Here is a 14,539-nt window from a genome sequence, read left to right as displayed (position 1 = left end):
CGCTATGGAACACGCGAAATCGGTGCGGGTCTGTTTTGATGACACGGCCAAGCGCGGAGCCGTTCTTTGAAGCAAGGTTGAGAATGACTGAGGCGAACCGGGAAGTTCAGGTTGGAAACGTTACGTTCAGCAACGATGCGGCTTTTGGTCTCATCGCCGGTCCATGTGCACTCGAAAGTCGCGACCATGCGTTCGAATGCGCCGCAGCCATCAAGGAAATTTCCGAGCGCGTCGGGATAGCGACTGTCTACAAGAGTTCGTTCGACAAGGCCAACCGCACCTCGCTCACCGGCGGACGCGGCATAGGCATGAAAGAAGCCTTGCCGATTTTCGCCGAAGTCAGGGAACGGTTCGGCCTGCCTGTGGTGACCGACGTTCACTCTGCCGACCAGTGCGCACCGGTGGGAGACGTCGTCGACATCCTGCAGATCCCGGCGTTTCTCTGCCGGCAGACAGACCTCCTCGTGGCCGCTGCGCACACGGGCAAGGTCGTCAATGTCAAGAAGGGCCAGTTTCTCGCCCCCTGGGACATGAAGCATGTTCTTTCGAAGGTCACCGGTTCGGGAAACCCCAACGTTCTGCTGACGGAGCGGGGCGCCAGCTTCGGTTACAACACGCTTGTAAGTGACATGCGTGCACTGCCGATCATGGCGCAGACAGGGGCCCCTGTCGTCTTCGATGCCACCCATTCCGTTCAGCAGCCGGGCGGGCAAGGTGGCTCGACCGGTGGTGACCGGACCATGGTACCCGTGCTGTCGCGCGCCGCGGTCGCAGCCGGTGTCGCCGGCTTGTTCATTGAAACACACCCGGACCCGGACAAGGCACCGTCGGACGGACCGAACATGGTTCCGCTGAAGGACCTCGAGGCCTTGCTCCGGCAGTTGAAGGCGATTGACACCGTCATCAAGACGAAAGCTTAGGAACGGGACGCAGCCCGCCTGGCCAGAACGCAGACTACTGGAGCGCATCTCCAGCCCAATAGCCGAATTCGCGGCCCCATACGCGCCGGTACTTCATCGGCGGATGCCAATAAATGTCCATGCGACTAGGGAGTTATTCCATGACCGCCATTATCGATATCGTCGGACGCCAGATTTTCGACAGCCGGGGAAACCCGACCGTCGAAGTCGACGTCTTTCTTGAAGACGGGTCTTTTGGCCGCGCCGCGGTCCCGTCGGGCGCCTCCACGGGCGCACACGAAGCCGTCGAACTTCGTGATGGCGGTGACCGCTACATGGGCAAGGGCGTTCTCAAGGCCGTTGAAGCGGTCAACGGCGAGATCTTCGAGACGGTCGGAGGTCTCGATGCAGAGGATCAGCTGCAGATCGACCAGGCCATGATCGACCTGGACGGTACGAGCAACAAGGCGCGTCTCGGCGCAAATGCGATCCTCGGCGTTTCGCTCGCGGTCGCCCGGGCCGCAGCACAGGCATCCGGTCTGCCGCTCTACCGATATGTCGGCGGCACCTCGGCGAGAACCCTGCCGGTTCCGATGATGAACATCATCAACGGCGGCGCACATGCCGACAACCCGATCGACTTCCAGGAATTCATGATCATGCCCGTGGGAGCTGACACGCTCGGTGAGGCGGTGCGCATGGGCACGGAGATCTTTCACACGCTGAAAAAGGCGTTGAATGCGGCCGGTCACAACACGAATGTCGGTGACGAAGGCGGCTTCGCTCCGAACCTTGAATCGACCGATGCCGCAATCGGTTTCGTGATGAAGGCCATCGAAACGGCAGGCTACAAGCCGGGTGAAGACGTCTATCTGGCGCTTGATGCGGCCTCTACCGAGTTCTTCAAGGATGGCAAGTATGTGCTCGAAGGTGAGGGACGATCGCTCGCTCCCGAAGAAATGGCGCAGTATCTCGGCGACCTCGCTTCCCGGTATCCCATCATTTCCATCGAAGATGGTCTCGCCGAAGACGACTGGGACGGCTGGAAGGCAACCACGGACCTGATCGGCAACACGTGCCAGCTCGTTGGCGACGACCTGTTCGTGACCAATTCGGAGCGTCTGCGCAAGGGCATCGACCTTGGCGTCGCCAATTCCATCCTGATCAAGGTCAACCAGATCGGTACGTTGTCCGAAACCCTGGACGCCGTGGAAACCGCACACAAGGCAGCCTATACGGCCGTCATGTCGCACCGTTCCGGAGAAACGGAAGATTCAACAATTGCCGATTTGGCGGTTGCAACGAACTGCGGTCAGATTAAGACCGGGTCGCTGGCCCGCTCCGACAGGCTCGCGAAATACAACCAGCTGATCCGTATCGAGGAAGAACTGGGTCCCCAGGCCGTCTACGCGGGACGATCGATCCTCAAGGGCTGAGACCGGTCGCGATACGAAAAACGAAAAAACCCCGCCGAAAGGCGGGGTTTTGTTTTTGCTTCACGGCAAATCGAAATCACGAGGCGTCCGGATCTGAGCGCGTCTCTTCGGCGTGCATGAGCGCCGCCGCGATCGTTTCCGCTCTTTCCGCACCGGCAAGCACGAACCGCCCGTCGATGATAAAGCAGGGTACGCCGCTTATGCCGGATTCCTGCGCCTTTGCGATTTGTGCTTCCGTCTTGTCCAGATCGGTTTCTGTCTCCAGAAGCTGTTCAACCAGATCGGACTCCATCCCGGCTTCTTCCGAGATCCGTACGAGCGTCTCGGCCTGTGTCAGGTCTTCTCCGTCCAGGAAATAGGCCTTGAACAGCCGTTCCACCACATCGCTCTGGACATTGTCGGCGCGGGACCAGAGAACAAGACGATGGCAGTCAAGCGTGTTCGGTGAGAGCTTGATGTCCTCGAAGGCGAACGGAATGCCTTCCTGCGCACCGGCCTCCCTGATCCGCTCGTAAACGGAAGCGGCATTTGCCGCACCACCGAACTTGTCGTTCAGATACTGCTGCCGGTCCTTGCCGGACTTCGGCAGGGTCGCGTCCAGCTGGAATGGATGCCAGCGCACCTCGACATTCAGCTGCGGGACGGATTTGAGGGCCGTCTCAAGCCGTCTCTTGCCGATAAAACACCAGGGACACATGACGTCGGAGACAACGTCTACGGTAAGCGGAGCGGTTTCGTTCATATCAGACCCGATTTGTTCTTTTGTCTGTACCCTAGTGATTTGGGCCCGAATGCCAAGTTCGTTTTTAAACAAGAACCCATTTGCACGCTGCGCTCTCACAAATGGTATCAAGGCAGCCCATATCCGGCACGTAGACAACAGCGGCCTCCGGCAAACCCGAAATCCGGGTCATGGCCGCCCGTTTCGGTCAAACAGTGCTATCGAACGGTATGGGTCAGGATCGAGCTTATGCGCTTTTGCAGCCGCACGGTGCCGGCCTGATTTTTCAGGACCGCGACCGGACCGAGATCCTTGACCAGGCAGACCAGATCCTCGTCGCGGCTGGTTGCGTCGGCAATCGACAGAAGGGTGGTGTAGATTTCGTCGAGATCGGTGTCGGACGTGACCTCGATGCCGAAGCTCTGCGGCTCCAGGCGCATTTCCCAAAGATCCAGACCTCGTGCCGCAAGGGCATCGCTGCAGGTCTTCAGATAATTGGCGTAGTATTCGCTTCCCAGGCCACCATCGTTGATCTGTTGGCGCAGCCACATCTGGCTTTCGGCAAGAATCCTGTCAGCCAGCCGCCGCCTCTTGCCGAAACGGATGGCGGTTATCATGCGTTGTGTCAGCGTTTCCTTGCAGTTTTGTCCGATGATCACATCCGATGCGCCGTTTCGAAACAATAGCGCCGAGTCTTCCTCGTCTTCGCAAACGGCGAGCACCGGAAGGCCTGCAAATCTGGCGTCTCTTCTGATCTGCCGGATGTAGTCGATTGCATCTTCAAATGCCGCATCTATGACAACGGCATCGAATGCACGCATGGACATGTATTCAACCGCCATCTTGCCGTCAAAGGCACCGACAACCTCCACTTTTTCGTTGCTGGCATCCTGCCATTCGAGAAAGCGGCCGCTCAGGCCGACCACCATCAAGCTGCTGCTGCCCGTATGGTGGGGTGCTGACCCGAATCCGGGAATCCGGCCAAAGATCTTGCGCCGCAGCTGCGCTTCTTCGGACCGCATCAGCGCACGCTGATGAATACAGATGAGCATCAGCAGGACGTCATCGGGAACCACGCGATCAATGATTGCTGTCGCCTGGATACCCTGCGGCAATTCCTTGCCGCCACCGGTCAGCACGTAGACCGGCACGTCGCAGGGCAGGGCCTTGATGTGAGGAGACAGCCAGTCGAGGAAAGCCGCCGGGTCGTGGTCATCAAGACGGTCCATGTCGATCACCACGGCGGCAGGCAGTGCAGTCGGCGGAACCGCATTCCGCTCGAACATGTTCAGGAGCGAAACATCAAGATCTTCCGGCGCGTCGCCGTTGCTGTTCCGCTTCGGCCGCCGTCCTGCATACCAATAAGGTCCACGCCACGAAAGCGACGTTTCATAGTCCATGCCCAGTCCCCACCTAGAGCACCTGATGCTCGTTCATGTGACACATGATGCCCTTACTACACGGATTCGATCAACCTGCAGATGTCCGGGAGGTTGCGTCGCGCACTATCACACGTTCAGGCTACCGCGGCCGGCAATCGCTGCGTCCGCATCGTGAGTTTTTCCCGGAAAATCGTGCCGTCCGGGTTGCGCGGCAGCGACTGAAGGATCAGGACCCGATGCGGTATCTTGGCGAGATCGACCCCTTCGGCATCGAGATACGCAAAAAACGAGGCCGCATCCGGTACGGTTGCGGTGTCGGGCACGATTGCCGCGTAGAGTCTCGATCCCAGAACAGGATCTTCCACGATGAAGGCAGCCGCCTCTCGCGTTCCCGGATAGCTTGAGTAGATGACGTCGATTGTCTCGAGATTGCCGGTTCCCAGTGCATAGGCGCCAGGAATACCGAAACCGGAAATGCCGTCCTCCACGAGTTCGACCTTGATGTTCGTGTTGAGGAAGCCTGTGCCTTCCCAGCGGACCCGTCTCTGGTCGCCGTTGACTGTGCGCCAGCCTATCTCCGGGACCATGGGACCCTTGACGAGAAGCGTTGGCAGGCGTGCCTCGATCTCCTCCGTCACCGCGACTTCTAGTAGGGCTGGCCCGCTTTCACACCCATTCGGCCCGTCATGCTTTCCCAAGGCGGTTGCCTTGACCTTGGCAGACGGCCCCCTGGCCTTGGCAACAAGCGCAAACTCGTCGGCGACATGAACATCGACGAGGGGACGCTTTGCAACGAATGTGTTCGGGTGCGGCGAGGAAATGTTCCAGGCTGCCAGGATCGTTGTATCCGGGTTGGTGAGCTTTCGGTCGAGCGTCTGCGCCAGCGGGCCGGGTGTCATCACGACATCGGCGCCAACATCATTGGCATGTGTCGCCAGGTTGGCGAGCGATGTCGGATGATGAAGATGCAGCGTGCTGCCCGTCGCCAGAAAGGGAACAAGTCCACCGCCCAGCCCGGTCAGGCCGCTCAACGAATAGGGAACCAGGATCGTGCTGCCATCCTGGAGTTCGGCCTCGCTGATCACCATCTGCGCAGCCGAAATCCAGTGGTTGTGGCAACGGCTCACGGGCACGTTTTCCTCGCCGCTCCGGCTCCAGCAGATCGTTGCCGTATGATCGGCCGGATCAGGGCGCTCCTGAGGCTCGAAGGTGAGCCCGTCACCCATCTCCGCCAGCATAGGCGCGAGTTCTATCAGCCCGTCCGGCACATCCTTGCCAAGCCCGAACACGAACCGCAGCGCAAACAGATCGCCCGCAACGTCGCGCGCCGCTGTGCCCACGTCCCGCGTTTCAATCCGGTCTGCGGCAATGAAGCCTTTCGCGCCGATGGAATTCAAGGCCTCGAGCACGTTCTTCTGCCGCCAGTGGAGGGGCAGGGGCGAAACGATGAGATCCGCCCGCAACGCCGCAAGAAAGGCAATGACCGTATCGACGGTGTTCGGCGCCTGGATCCCGATGACATGGTCTGAAGACAGGCCGACCGTGTTGTAGAACGCGGCAAGCCTGTCGATTTCACGATCCGCCTCGGCATAGGTCAGACTACGCGGATCGCCGCCCGTCCAGGTCGCCCGGTCCGGCGCGTCAACCAGGGCAAGCCGATCGGGATGCTCTGCCGCCGTTCTGCGAAAGAGTTCATCAAGCGGCAAATCGGACCAGGCTCCGCTTTCATGGTACTCCTTGGCAAGGTGTTCTTTCGTGACTTTCATGTTTTCCTTCGTCCGTTGGTCCGATTATTGCGTTGCCGAAGTCCACCACGTGTCGAACTCGTGGCCGTAGAGAGAGTGTTGTTCCGGCGGTGACACCTTCGTCCAGTGCGCCACCCAGTCATCGGAAACGTGATAGAGCGGGACCGCGTAAGCGCCCGAGATCAGAACCCGGTCGAACGCCCGGACCGCATCGACAAACTCTTCACGGCTGCGGGCACCCACGATCTCATCGATCAGCGCGTCGATGGCGGGTTCCTTGGCCCCCACGAAATTGAATGAACCCTCTGTATCCGCCGCCTTTGAGCCCCAGCGCCCGTATTGCTCCGCTCCGGGGGAAAGCGACGCGTACCAGGTGTTGAACACCATATCGAAATCCCGCTTCGTGCGGCGTTCCTCGAACTGGGAAGCGTCGACACTGCGCACGCTCGCGGCAATTCCAAGCAGCTCGACGGTCCTGATATAGGCGAGGGCGAGTTTTTCTTCGTCTTCGTTCTTTGCCAGGATCTCGAACGCCAACTGTTCCCCGGTCGTCTCGTTGACGAGTTTCCTTTCCTTGAGCGCATAACCGGCATTGTTCAGCTCCGACAGGGCGGCCCGCAAAACCTTGCGGTCCCGCCCGGAACCATCCGCATCCGCCGGTCTCCAGCTGCCTTCCATGACGTCGACATCGACGGCATCCGGATAGGGCGCCAGCAATTCGCGTTCACGCGCACTGGCGGGGCGTCCGATCGAGGAGAGTTCGGAATTGTCCCAATACCCGGCTGTGCGGGTGAACAGGTCGTAGTAGAGATTGCGGTTCACCCAGTTGAAGTCGAACAGCATCCGCAGGGCCTTGCGGACGCCGACATCCGCGAACTGGGCGCGCCGGGTGTTGAATGCGATGCCCTGCATCGGAGCCGGAACACCTCTGGGAATGGACATCTGCACCACGTCGCCGTCTTTGGCGGCGGGGAAATCGAAGCCCTTGGCCCAACGCGCCGGGTCGCGGAACTGCAGAGCATTCACGAGTCCCTTCTTGAACGCCTCCTGCAGGGAGGTTTCATCCCTGAAATATTCGATCCGTATTTCGTCGAAATTGTCGAAGCCGGCTTTTACGGCAAGATCCTTGGCCCAGTAGTCCGGGTTCTTCTCGTAAACGACGAGCCTTCCGGGCTGGATCGTCTTGAATGTGTAGGGGCCGGAGCCTACCGGCGGCGTCAGCGACGACTTGTCGAAATTCTCCGCATCCGTGTTTTTCTTGGAGAAGATTGGCGCAAGCGAAATCAGCAACGGAAGTTCCCGGTTTTCGCCGTTTTCGAACACCAGCTTGATGCGGTTCGGCGGCGTGATCACCTTGTCGACAATCGCGCCGTACCAGTTCCTGTAGGGCGGCCGTCCCTTGTCCCGGATGATGTCGAGGGAAAAGACGATATCTTCCACCGTGACCGGGGATCCGTCGGAAAACTTCGCTTCCGGATTGAGTTCGAATTCGATCCATTCCCGGCTTTCGGGCATGCGCACCCGTTGCGCGATCAGCCCGTAGAGGGAAAACGGCTCGGCATAGGACCGCACCATGAGGCTTTCAAGGATATTGTTGCCGAACTGCCGCTCCCTCATGCCGCGTGCCGATGTCCATCCACCCTGAACGATGAACGAGTTCAGACTGTCGAACGTGCCTTGCACGCCGAGACTGATTGTCCCGCCCTTCGGTGCATCCGGATTGGCATAGGGAAAGGGTTCGCCGGGAGCCAGGGCAGGCGACCCGTGCATCGAAATAGCGTGCGTCCACGGCACGTCCTCGTCGGAAGCCGAAACCTGGTTGGCAAACAGGAACACTGCCGCCAGAGACAGGGCAAAGGCGCCCTTTGACTTGCGCAAAACGCGTTTTACGGTCCAGACGACGTCAAGAATACGCATAACCATCACCGGAGATCCCTTTGATTCTCACCCCGGAGCCTAGCATAAGCTTGCCTTGAGCGCGCCACGCACCAGCCACAAAGACACAGATATACAGATTTGAATCGAACTGGAGCCTTGCGTTGCAAATCGGCCACCCTCTTGCCCTAATTGGGTGCCTTACCATGCAATTCACGGATCAATTGTTCGAACGGGCCTTGCGGATGCTTCCGGAATGCCTCAGAACAACGCAAAGAATTCGCATAAGCACGATTGAGGACGTTTCAATGACGAGTGTTTTGAAAAGAGGATTGTTCGGATGCGCTGCGGCTGCATTCGTGGCGGTGTCTTCTTTTGCAGCTGCTCCTGCAATCGCTCAGGAAGACAAGAGCCCTTGGACGAAGGCATGCAACACCAATCCGCAGACGCAGAAGGAAATCTGCTTCATTTCGATTGAGTTGCGCACGAACACGGGTCAGTTCCTGAGCAACATCGCAATCCAGGAAACCGAGGGCGAGGCACGGAAAAAGCTTCTGGTGGCTGTTCCAACCGGAGTGCTCATCCAGCCGGGCCTGCGCATCCAGATCGACGACAGCAAGCCGGTTCAGGCCAAATACAGCATCTGCGCGCCGAACGCCTGCTACGCCGAGCTGGCGATTGACGACACATTCATCAACGCCATGAAGCAGGGCGGCGAGATGCGCGTTTCGCCGTATAACCAGCAGGCCAAGGAAATCGTCTTCAAGATGACCTTGATCGGCTTCACCAAAGTCTACGACGGTGAGCCGATGGATCTTGCCGAACTGCAGAAGCGTCAGGAAGAACTGCAGAGCGAACTGCAGAAGAAAGCCGACGATGCCCGCCAGAAACTGATCGACGCCCAGAAGGCCTCTCAGTAACTCGGCAGGCTCTGCAAACAAAAAAGGCCGGAACGCAAGTTCCGGCCTTTTTAGTATTCGGGACCTGCTGCGCGTCAGTGGATCTCGACGCTGCGCGGCAGATACGAACCGTCTGTCTGTTCTTCGAAAATTTCTTCCACCTGCGGATGCCGGACCGGTTCCCCGGTCATGTCCGGTTCCAGGTTCTGCTCGCTGACATAGGCGACGTATTCCGTCTCCTCGTTTTCCGCCAGCAGGTGATAAAAGGGTTGGTCGCGAACCGGCCGCACGTCCTCGGGAATGGCATTCCACCATTCTTCGGTGTTGCTGAATGTCGGATCGACATCGAAAATCACGCCCCTGAAAGGGTAAATCCGGTGCCGGACGACCTGACCTATTCTAAATTTTGCCGTTCGCATGGTTACTCGTCCGCCTGCTGCATGCTTTGCCGGGATAGCGTGTCGACCGCCGGCTTGCAAGCATTGTAATATTAAAGTCTACACAACAGGCCTTGCGATTTCCTAAAAACCATACACCTCAGCAAGGCCGGAGTCTTTGCTGGCGACGAGCCTGGCAAGATCGACAATGACCTTTGCCTGTTTCCACGTCGCATCATCCTGCATCTTACCATCAATCATGACCGCGCCGGTACCGTCAGGCATGGCCTCAAGTATTTTGCGCGCGAAGGCGACTTCCTGCGGATCGGGCGAGAACACCCGTTTGGCAATTTCGATCTGGGTCGGATGGAGCGACCACGCGCCGAGACAGCCCATCAAAAATGCGTTACGGAACTGGCTTTCACAGGCCTGCGGGTCGGAAAAGTCTCCGAACGGTCCGTAAAAGGGCTTCAATCCGTTCGAAAGACAGGCATCGACCATCTTGGCGACAGTATAGTGCCAGAGGTCCTGCTGGAACGTCGCGCGGGTGCCCGCGCCGGTCTCGTCCGAAAGAACCGCATAGTCCGGATGCCCGCCGCCGACACGCGTGGTCTTCATGCCCCGCGAGGCAGCCAGATCCGCGGGGCCCAGGCTCATGCCGTGCATGCGCGGGCTGGCCGACGCGATCTGCTCGACGTTCTTCACGCCTTCTGCGGTTTCCAGGATCGCGTGGATCAGGATCGGCCTGGACAGGCCGGCTTTCGCTTCCAGCTGTGCAAGCAACTGGTCGAGATAGTGGATGTCCCATGCCCCCTCGACCTTGGGCAGCATGATGACATCGAGCTTGTCGCCCACGGACTGGACGATCTGCATCACGTCGTCCAGGAACCAGGGACTGTTGAGGCAGTTCACACGGCTCCATAGGCCAGTCGAGCCGAAATCATTGTCACGCGCCATCTGGATGAAGCCGGACCGGGCGTCCGACTTGGCATCCGCGGGGATCGCGTCTTCCAGGTTGCCCAGCACGACGTCGACCTTGCTGATGAGGTCCGGGACCTTGGCGCGCATCTTCTCGATATGCGGCGGAACGAAATGGATCATCCGCTCCAGCCGGACAGGAATTTCGCGGAACGGGGCAGGGGCGCCTATGGCGAGTGGCTTGTAATATGCACTGGGCGCTTTCATGAAACTGGCTTCCTCCTGCTGTCCATCACCTAGCTATAGCGCCTATGCTGCGCTGCAACCATTACCCGAAGGGTGAAGAAGGCGGGTCCGATCAGCCATGGAAGGACTTCACCGCCGCAGCCCGTGTCTCTTGCCTTTGAAGGAGGCTCTTGCCGGGCGGCGCCCATTTCTTGTGGATCCACATCCACTGCTCGGGATGTTCCTTGATCCATCCCTCGAAGATCTCATGCATCCGGGCAGTCGCGGCCTGAATATCCGCTTGCCGGTCGTCCGTGTGCGGAACCGTGATCGCCTGTCCCTCGACTCGGAAGTGAACGCCTTTCTTGCGAACGACGCGTCCGAGTACGATCGGCACATTGCTGGATCTCGCAAGGGAGGCCGGCACGGTGTTGGCGTAGGCCATGCGGCCGAAAAACGGGACTTGAACACCGCGTGCTTCCCTTAGGTCTCCCATCATCGCCAGGACGCCGCCGCTTTTCAGCGTTGCCAGGATCTTGCGGGCCGCCTCCGGTCCCTTGGACAAGAGCCCGCCGCGATAAAGATCCTTGCGCAGGGTCCGGACAACCTTGTCGGCCTCCGGGTTTCGAAGGGCCTGATATACGCCGGTGATCTCGACGCCGCGCCTCACGACCGGTTGCACGCACAGTTCCCAGTTGCCGCTGTGAAATGAAACGAGAATGCAGGCCTGTTTCCCGTCGAGCATGGCGTTGGTCGTCTCGTCCCCTGTCGCCTCGAACCGGTGATCCTGCTGCAGGAGCCGGTCGATATGAAAGGTTTCGGCGGCTACACGGCCGAGATTCTCCCACATTCCGCGAACCGTTTGATCGCGCTCGCGCTCGCTCATGGAGGGAAACGCATGCTCCAGATGCTCAAGCGCGCGCTTGTGGCGGGCATTGAACGGAGCAAAAAGGCGCCAGCTCTTGCCCATCAGGTAGGACGCCGCGTCGACCGGAATGAGCCGGAACAGGAACACCGCCACATTCAGCACAATGCCTTCCAGCCGGTTCTGCAGTGCGAACCGTTTCGGGTGTTTCCTCTGTCTCAGTTTTCGCGACATTTCGGGGCGGTCACTTTCGCTTTGTCTTGCCCGGTCCGCACACGGGGCCTGTTCAGGTCGTTTTGGCGGCATTGAGACCTTGCGGTACCCGCCCAGACCTGATTGGTATGCGGGACACGACGCACTCCGCAGGTGAAGCGTCCATATCCAAGCTCAATGAGAGATGCAAGTTTCTTTCGATGAACGATCCGTGCTTGTCGTCCCGTCAGAATACAGGAAGTGAATGCTGGAAGTCATAAGTCTGGCGCTGCCTTTTTTCGGCTTGATCATTCTGGGTTTCGGCGCCGGGAAAATCAGGCGTTTGCCCGAGTCCGGGCTCGCCTGGATGAATTTCTTCGTGATCTATCTGGCGCTTCCGGCTCTGTTTTATCGGCTGTTGTCCGAAACGCCGTTCGAGCAGCTGGCAAACGTGTCCTATATCGCGGCGACGACTTTCACCACCTACATCGTCTTCGCCGTCTCGTTCTGCATCGGCGTCGTCGTGACGCGCGGCAGTATCGGGGAATCCACGATCCTGGGCATCGCCGGGGCCTATTCCAATATTGGCTACATGGGACCCGGACTGACGCTGGCCGTCCTGGGAGAGCAGGCCACCGTTCCGACGGCACTGATCCTGACCTTCGACAATGCCCTGATGTTCACCCTGGCGCCCCTTTTGATGGCACTGGCGGGGACCGAGAACGAGTCGATTGTCGGAACACTCAAGCAGATTGCCATCAAGATCTTCACGCACCCGTTCATTCTCGCAACCATCGCCGGGGTGACGGCCGCCGCATTCGAACTGCGTCCGCCGCAGGCGGTCAACACGCTCTTGCTCTACCTCAGCAACGCGGCGGCTCCCTGCGCCCTGTTTGCCATGGGCGTCAGCATTGCCCTCAGACCGATGGGCAGGGTTCCCGTCGAGCTTCCGCTCGTCCTCGCAGTGAAGCTTCTGCTGCATCCGGTCCTCGTCTTCCTGCTGCTCACATGGCTTGGCGGGTTCGATCCGACCTGGATCGCAACTGCCGTTCTGATGTCCTGCCTGCCACCGGCAACGAATGTGTTCGTGATTGCGCAGCAATACGGAACCTATGTTCAGCGCGCGTCGAGTTTTGTTCTGGTCGGCACGGCGGTTTCCATCATCACGGTAACGGCCTTCATCTGGGCTCTTACAACCGGGTTTCTGCCTGTCGGTTGACCCGCGGGCGCTGAAAGAACAAACTCTCTTTCCATGATGCATGGCTTCTCAGCCCCAGGGCGACTTTCAGGCATATGAACAAGGCACTTCAATCCGACGAGATTTATGGCCGGTACGCGCCACGTGTCCACGACCGCTTGCAGCATTTGCGCCGGCTCATACTGGAAACGGCGCAGCAGAATGCAAAGGTCGGAGACCTTCAGGAAACCCTGAAGTGGGGGCAGCCGAGTTTCCTGACCGTCAGACCGAAAACCGGCACGACCATTCGCATTGACAAGGACGGAGCGGATGGAGTGGACACCGCGGACGTGGCGCTTTTCGTCCACTGCCAGACGTCGCTGGTGTCTGAATGGCGCGTTCTTTATCCGCATCTCTCCTTCGGCGGAAACAGATGCGTGCATTTCCCCGCGGACAAGCCGCTTCCCGAGGCGGAAATCTGCCAGATGGTCTCAATGGCCTTGCGGTATCACCTCGACAAGGCGAGCCCCTAGGGTCCGTACCCGGGCTTTCGCCAGCGTCGCCCTAGCTCAGCCGGGACGGCGGAAGCCTGATGCCGGGGACATGCCCTCCCGCATGAGGAACCTCTTGAGCGGGGCAACCTTGTCGACGACGTACATCCCGAGCCCACGGGCGGCCTGAACCGGTAGAAACGGGGTCAGCAGCGACCTGTTGAGAATGTCGACGGCGTTGGTCCTTGTCGTGATATCGCGCCGGCGCTTCGTTTCGTAGTGCTCCAGGATGCTTCGGTCGCCCGGATCGACGTTTCGGCGGCAGGCTGCCTCGACAACCGATGTCAGGTCGATGATATCGCGCAGGGAAAGGTTCAGCCCTTGGGCCCCGATGGGCGGGAAGACATGGGCTGCCTCGCCGATCAGGGCGATCCTGTCACCGGCCAGGCGGCTCGCGCTCATTCCGCTCAGCGGGAAGCTCTTCACGTCCGACGCGAGCTTGAAGGATCCGAGGATTGAATGCGCCCTGCGTTCGAGTTCCATCTCGAGCTCTGGCGCCTTCATCACACAGAGACGTTCGGCACCGTCTTCCGATTCAACACAGACGATCGATGACATGTTGCCGGGAAGCGGAACAAGCGTGAACGGCCCCGTCGGCGTGTGAAACTCCGTCGAGATGCTGTTATGCGGAAACCTGTGTTCAATATTGAGAACGACCGCCACCTGCGGATAGGCCCATGTTTTCACGTCGATCCCGGCCGCGTCGCGGAGCATGGACTTGCGGCCGTCGGCCGCGATGGCAAGCCGTGCGCGAATGCGCGATCCGGATGCCGTTTCGACAAGAATGTTTCCTGGTGCTGTCTCAACGGAAATGGCCTGTTCCGGAAAGACTGTCAGCGTCGCCTCGGTGCTGCATTTTTCCTCCAGCACGGCGTTCAGCCGATCGTTGAGGATATTGAAGCCGAACTCTTCCAGTTCGAGATCGGACGAGTCAAACACCACTTCCGGTGCCCTGATGAGCCCGCCGGTGTCGTCCACCATGCGCATCTTGGCAAGGGGAGCCGTGCTCTGCGCCAAGTCGTCCCACACGCCGATGCGCTTCAGAAAGGAAATCGATTGCTGCCAGAGGGCGGTCGTGCGGCCGTCCTGGCCACCGGCAACCGGTGCGACAAGTGCAACAGACAAGCCACGCTGAGCCAGGCCGATTGCCGCGATCCGTCCCGAGGGACCACCGCCGACAACAACAACATCCTGCACATTCGACTGATCGGGTTTTGACATCTGGTTCGCCTGTCGTTCACTCTCTGCTCCTCAAACATGCGGCTTTGCGGCACAAA

Annotated in this window: 13 protein-coding genes; 5 read left to right on the top strand and 8 right to left on the bottom strand. The window is 59.4% G+C overall.

Annotated features, from left to right (window positions below; translation table 11 throughout):
- The first annotated feature begins 83 nt into the window (after window positions 1–83).
- Window positions 84–920 (top strand): 3-deoxy-8-phosphooctulonate synthase, encoded by an 837-nt coding sequence (gene kdsA / locus ACO08A_RS25190; protein WP_422038603.1) that lies wholly within the window; start codon window positions 84–86, stop codon window positions 918–920.
- A gap of 140 nt (window positions 921–1,060) precedes the next feature.
- Complete coding sequence (eno, locus tag ACO08A_RS25185) at window positions 1,061–2,335, top strand: phosphopyruvate hydratase (RefSeq protein WP_421983058.1); 1,275 nt, start codon at window positions 1,061–1,063, stop codon at window positions 2,333–2,335.
- A 76-nt stretch (window positions 2,336–2,411) separates the two neighbouring features.
- Here eno and ACO08A_RS25180 read toward each other — a convergent pair whose 3' ends face one another.
- The 4 genes from ACO08A_RS25180 to ACO08A_RS25165 form a co-directional block, all read right to left on the bottom strand.
- The gene (locus ACO08A_RS25180) at window positions 2,412–3,077 is read right to left on the bottom strand and encodes a DsbA family oxidoreductase (protein WP_422038602.1); all 666 of its coding nucleotides are present in this window, start codon (window positions 3,075–3,077) and stop codon (window positions 2,412–2,414) included.
- A 197-nt stretch (window positions 3,078–3,274) separates the two neighbouring features.
- A complete protein-coding gene (locus tag ACO08A_RS25175; protein ID WP_422038601.1) occupies window positions 3,275–4,456 on the bottom strand; it encodes a hypothetical protein in 1,182 nt (393 codons plus the stop codon).
- 116 nt (window positions 4,457–4,572) lie between these two features.
- The gene (locus ACO08A_RS25170; protein ID WP_422038600.1) at window positions 4,573–6,204 is read right to left on the bottom strand and encodes an AMP-binding protein; all 1,632 of its coding nucleotides are present in this window, start codon (window positions 6,202–6,204) and stop codon (window positions 4,573–4,575) included.
- A gap of 24 nt (window positions 6,205–6,228) precedes the next feature.
- Entirely contained in the window at window positions 6,229–8,100 is a 1,872-nt protein-coding gene (locus ACO08A_RS25165; protein ID WP_422038599.1) for an extracellular solute-binding protein, read from the bottom strand.
- 266 nt (window positions 8,101–8,366) lie between these two features.
- On the opposite strand from ACO08A_RS25165, the gene ACO08A_RS25160 reads away from it, so the two are divergent.
- Window positions 8,367–8,978, top strand: a complete 612-nt coding sequence (locus ACO08A_RS25160) for an invasion associated locus B family protein (RefSeq protein WP_421983063.1) — start codon at window positions 8,367–8,369, stop codon at window positions 8,976–8,978.
- 74 nt (window positions 8,979–9,052) lie between these two features.
- On the opposite strand, the gene hspQ is transcribed toward ACO08A_RS25160, so the two are convergent.
- The 3 genes from hspQ to ACO08A_RS25145 all read right to left on the bottom strand — a co-directional run bounded on the left by hspQ (window position 9,053) and on the right by ACO08A_RS25145 (window position 11,576).
- Window positions 9,053–9,376 carry a heat shock protein HspQ gene (gene hspQ, locus ACO08A_RS25155; protein ID WP_029065428.1) on the bottom strand — a complete coding sequence of 108 codons (324 nt, stop codon included), beginning with the start codon at window positions 9,374–9,376 and terminating at the stop codon, window positions 9,053–9,055.
- Window positions 9,377–9,478: 102 nt separating this feature from the next.
- A complete protein-coding gene (locus ACO08A_RS25150) occupies window positions 9,479–10,519 on the bottom strand; it encodes an HpcH/HpaI aldolase/citrate lyase family protein (RefSeq protein ID WP_422038598.1) in 1,041 nt (346 codons plus the stop codon).
- Window positions 10,520–10,610: 91 nt separating this feature from the next.
- Complete coding sequence (locus ACO08A_RS25145) at window positions 10,611–11,576, bottom strand: lysophospholipid acyltransferase family protein (RefSeq protein ID WP_422038597.1); 966 nt, start codon at window positions 11,574–11,576, stop codon at window positions 10,611–10,613.
- Window positions 11,577–11,799: 223 nt separating this feature from the next.
- On the opposite strand from ACO08A_RS25145, the gene ACO08A_RS25140 reads away from it, so the two are divergent.
- Both ACO08A_RS25140 and ACO08A_RS25135 read left to right on the top strand, forming a co-directional pair.
- A complete protein-coding gene (locus tag ACO08A_RS25140; protein ID WP_422038596.1) occupies window positions 11,800–12,753 on the top strand; it encodes an AEC family transporter in 954 nt (317 codons plus the stop codon).
- A gap of 74 nt (window positions 12,754–12,827) precedes the next feature.
- Window positions 12,828–13,244 carry a DUF1801 domain-containing protein gene (locus ACO08A_RS25135; protein ID WP_422038595.1) on the top strand — a complete coding sequence of 139 codons (417 nt, stop codon included), beginning with the start codon at window positions 12,828–12,830 and terminating at the stop codon, window positions 13,242–13,244.
- Between the two features lie 36 nt (window positions 13,245–13,280).
- On the opposite strand, the gene ACO08A_RS25130 is transcribed toward ACO08A_RS25135, so the two are convergent.
- Window positions 13,281–14,483, bottom strand: coding sequence for a UbiH/UbiF family hydroxylase (locus ACO08A_RS25130; protein WP_422038594.1), 1,203 nt, complete (start codon window positions 14,481–14,483; stop codon window positions 13,281–13,283).
- Between the last annotated feature and the right edge of the window lie 56 nt (window positions 14,484–14,539).

Source organism: Roseibium sp. (assembly GCF_965232425.1).
Lineage (GTDB): Bacteria > Pseudomonadota > Alphaproteobacteria > Rhizobiales > Stappiaceae > Roseibium.
Note: the sequence above shows the minus strand (reverse complement) of the source record. Positions and strands in the feature narration are given on the sequence as shown.

What these genes read in the sequence shown, in the direction of transcription:
- kdsA (WP_422038603.1), top strand. Translation starts at nt 84, where the DNA reads ATGACTGAGGCGAACCGGGAAGTTCAGGTTGGAAACGTTACGTTCAGC.
- eno (WP_421983058.1), top strand. Translation starts at nt 1,061, where the DNA reads ATGACCGCCATTATCGATATCGTCGGACGCCAGATTTTCGACAGCCGG.
- ACO08A_RS25180 (WP_422038602.1), bottom strand. Translation starts at nt 3,077, where the DNA reads ATGAACGAAACCGCTCCGCTTACCGTAGACGTTGTCTCCGACGTCATG.
- ACO08A_RS25175 (WP_422038601.1), bottom strand. Translation starts at nt 4,456, where the DNA reads ATGGACTATGAAACGTCGCTTTCGTGGCGTGGACCTTATTGGTATGCA.
- ACO08A_RS25170 (WP_422038600.1), bottom strand. Translation starts at nt 6,204, where the DNA reads ATGAAAGTCACGAAAGAACACCTTGCCAAGGAGTACCATGAAAGCGGA.
- ACO08A_RS25165 (WP_422038599.1), bottom strand. Translation starts at nt 8,100, where the DNA reads ATGCGTATTCTTGACGTCGTCTGGACCGTAAAACGCGTTTTGCGCAAG.
- ACO08A_RS25160 (WP_421983063.1), top strand. Translation starts at nt 8,367, where the DNA reads ATGACGAGTGTTTTGAAAAGAGGATTGTTCGGATGCGCTGCGGCTGCA.
- hspQ (WP_029065428.1), bottom strand. Translation starts at nt 9,376, where the DNA reads ATGCGAACGGCAAAATTTAGAATAGGTCAGGTCGTCCGGCACCGGATT.
- ACO08A_RS25150 (WP_422038598.1), bottom strand. Translation starts at nt 10,519, where the DNA reads ATGAAAGCGCCCAGTGCATATTACAAGCCACTCGCCATAGGCGCCCCT.
- ACO08A_RS25145 (WP_422038597.1), bottom strand. Translation starts at nt 11,576, where the DNA reads ATGTCGCGAAAACTGAGACAGAGGAAACACCCGAAACGGTTCGCACTG.
- ACO08A_RS25140 (WP_422038596.1), top strand. Translation starts at nt 11,800, where the DNA reads ATGCTGGAAGTCATAAGTCTGGCGCTGCCTTTTTTCGGCTTGATCATT.
- ACO08A_RS25135 (WP_422038595.1), top strand. Translation starts at nt 12,828, where the DNA reads ATGAACAAGGCACTTCAATCCGACGAGATTTATGGCCGGTACGCGCCA.
- ACO08A_RS25130 (WP_422038594.1), bottom strand. Translation starts at nt 14,483, where the DNA reads ATGTCAAAACCCGATCAGTCGAATGTGCAGGATGTTGTTGTTGTCGGC.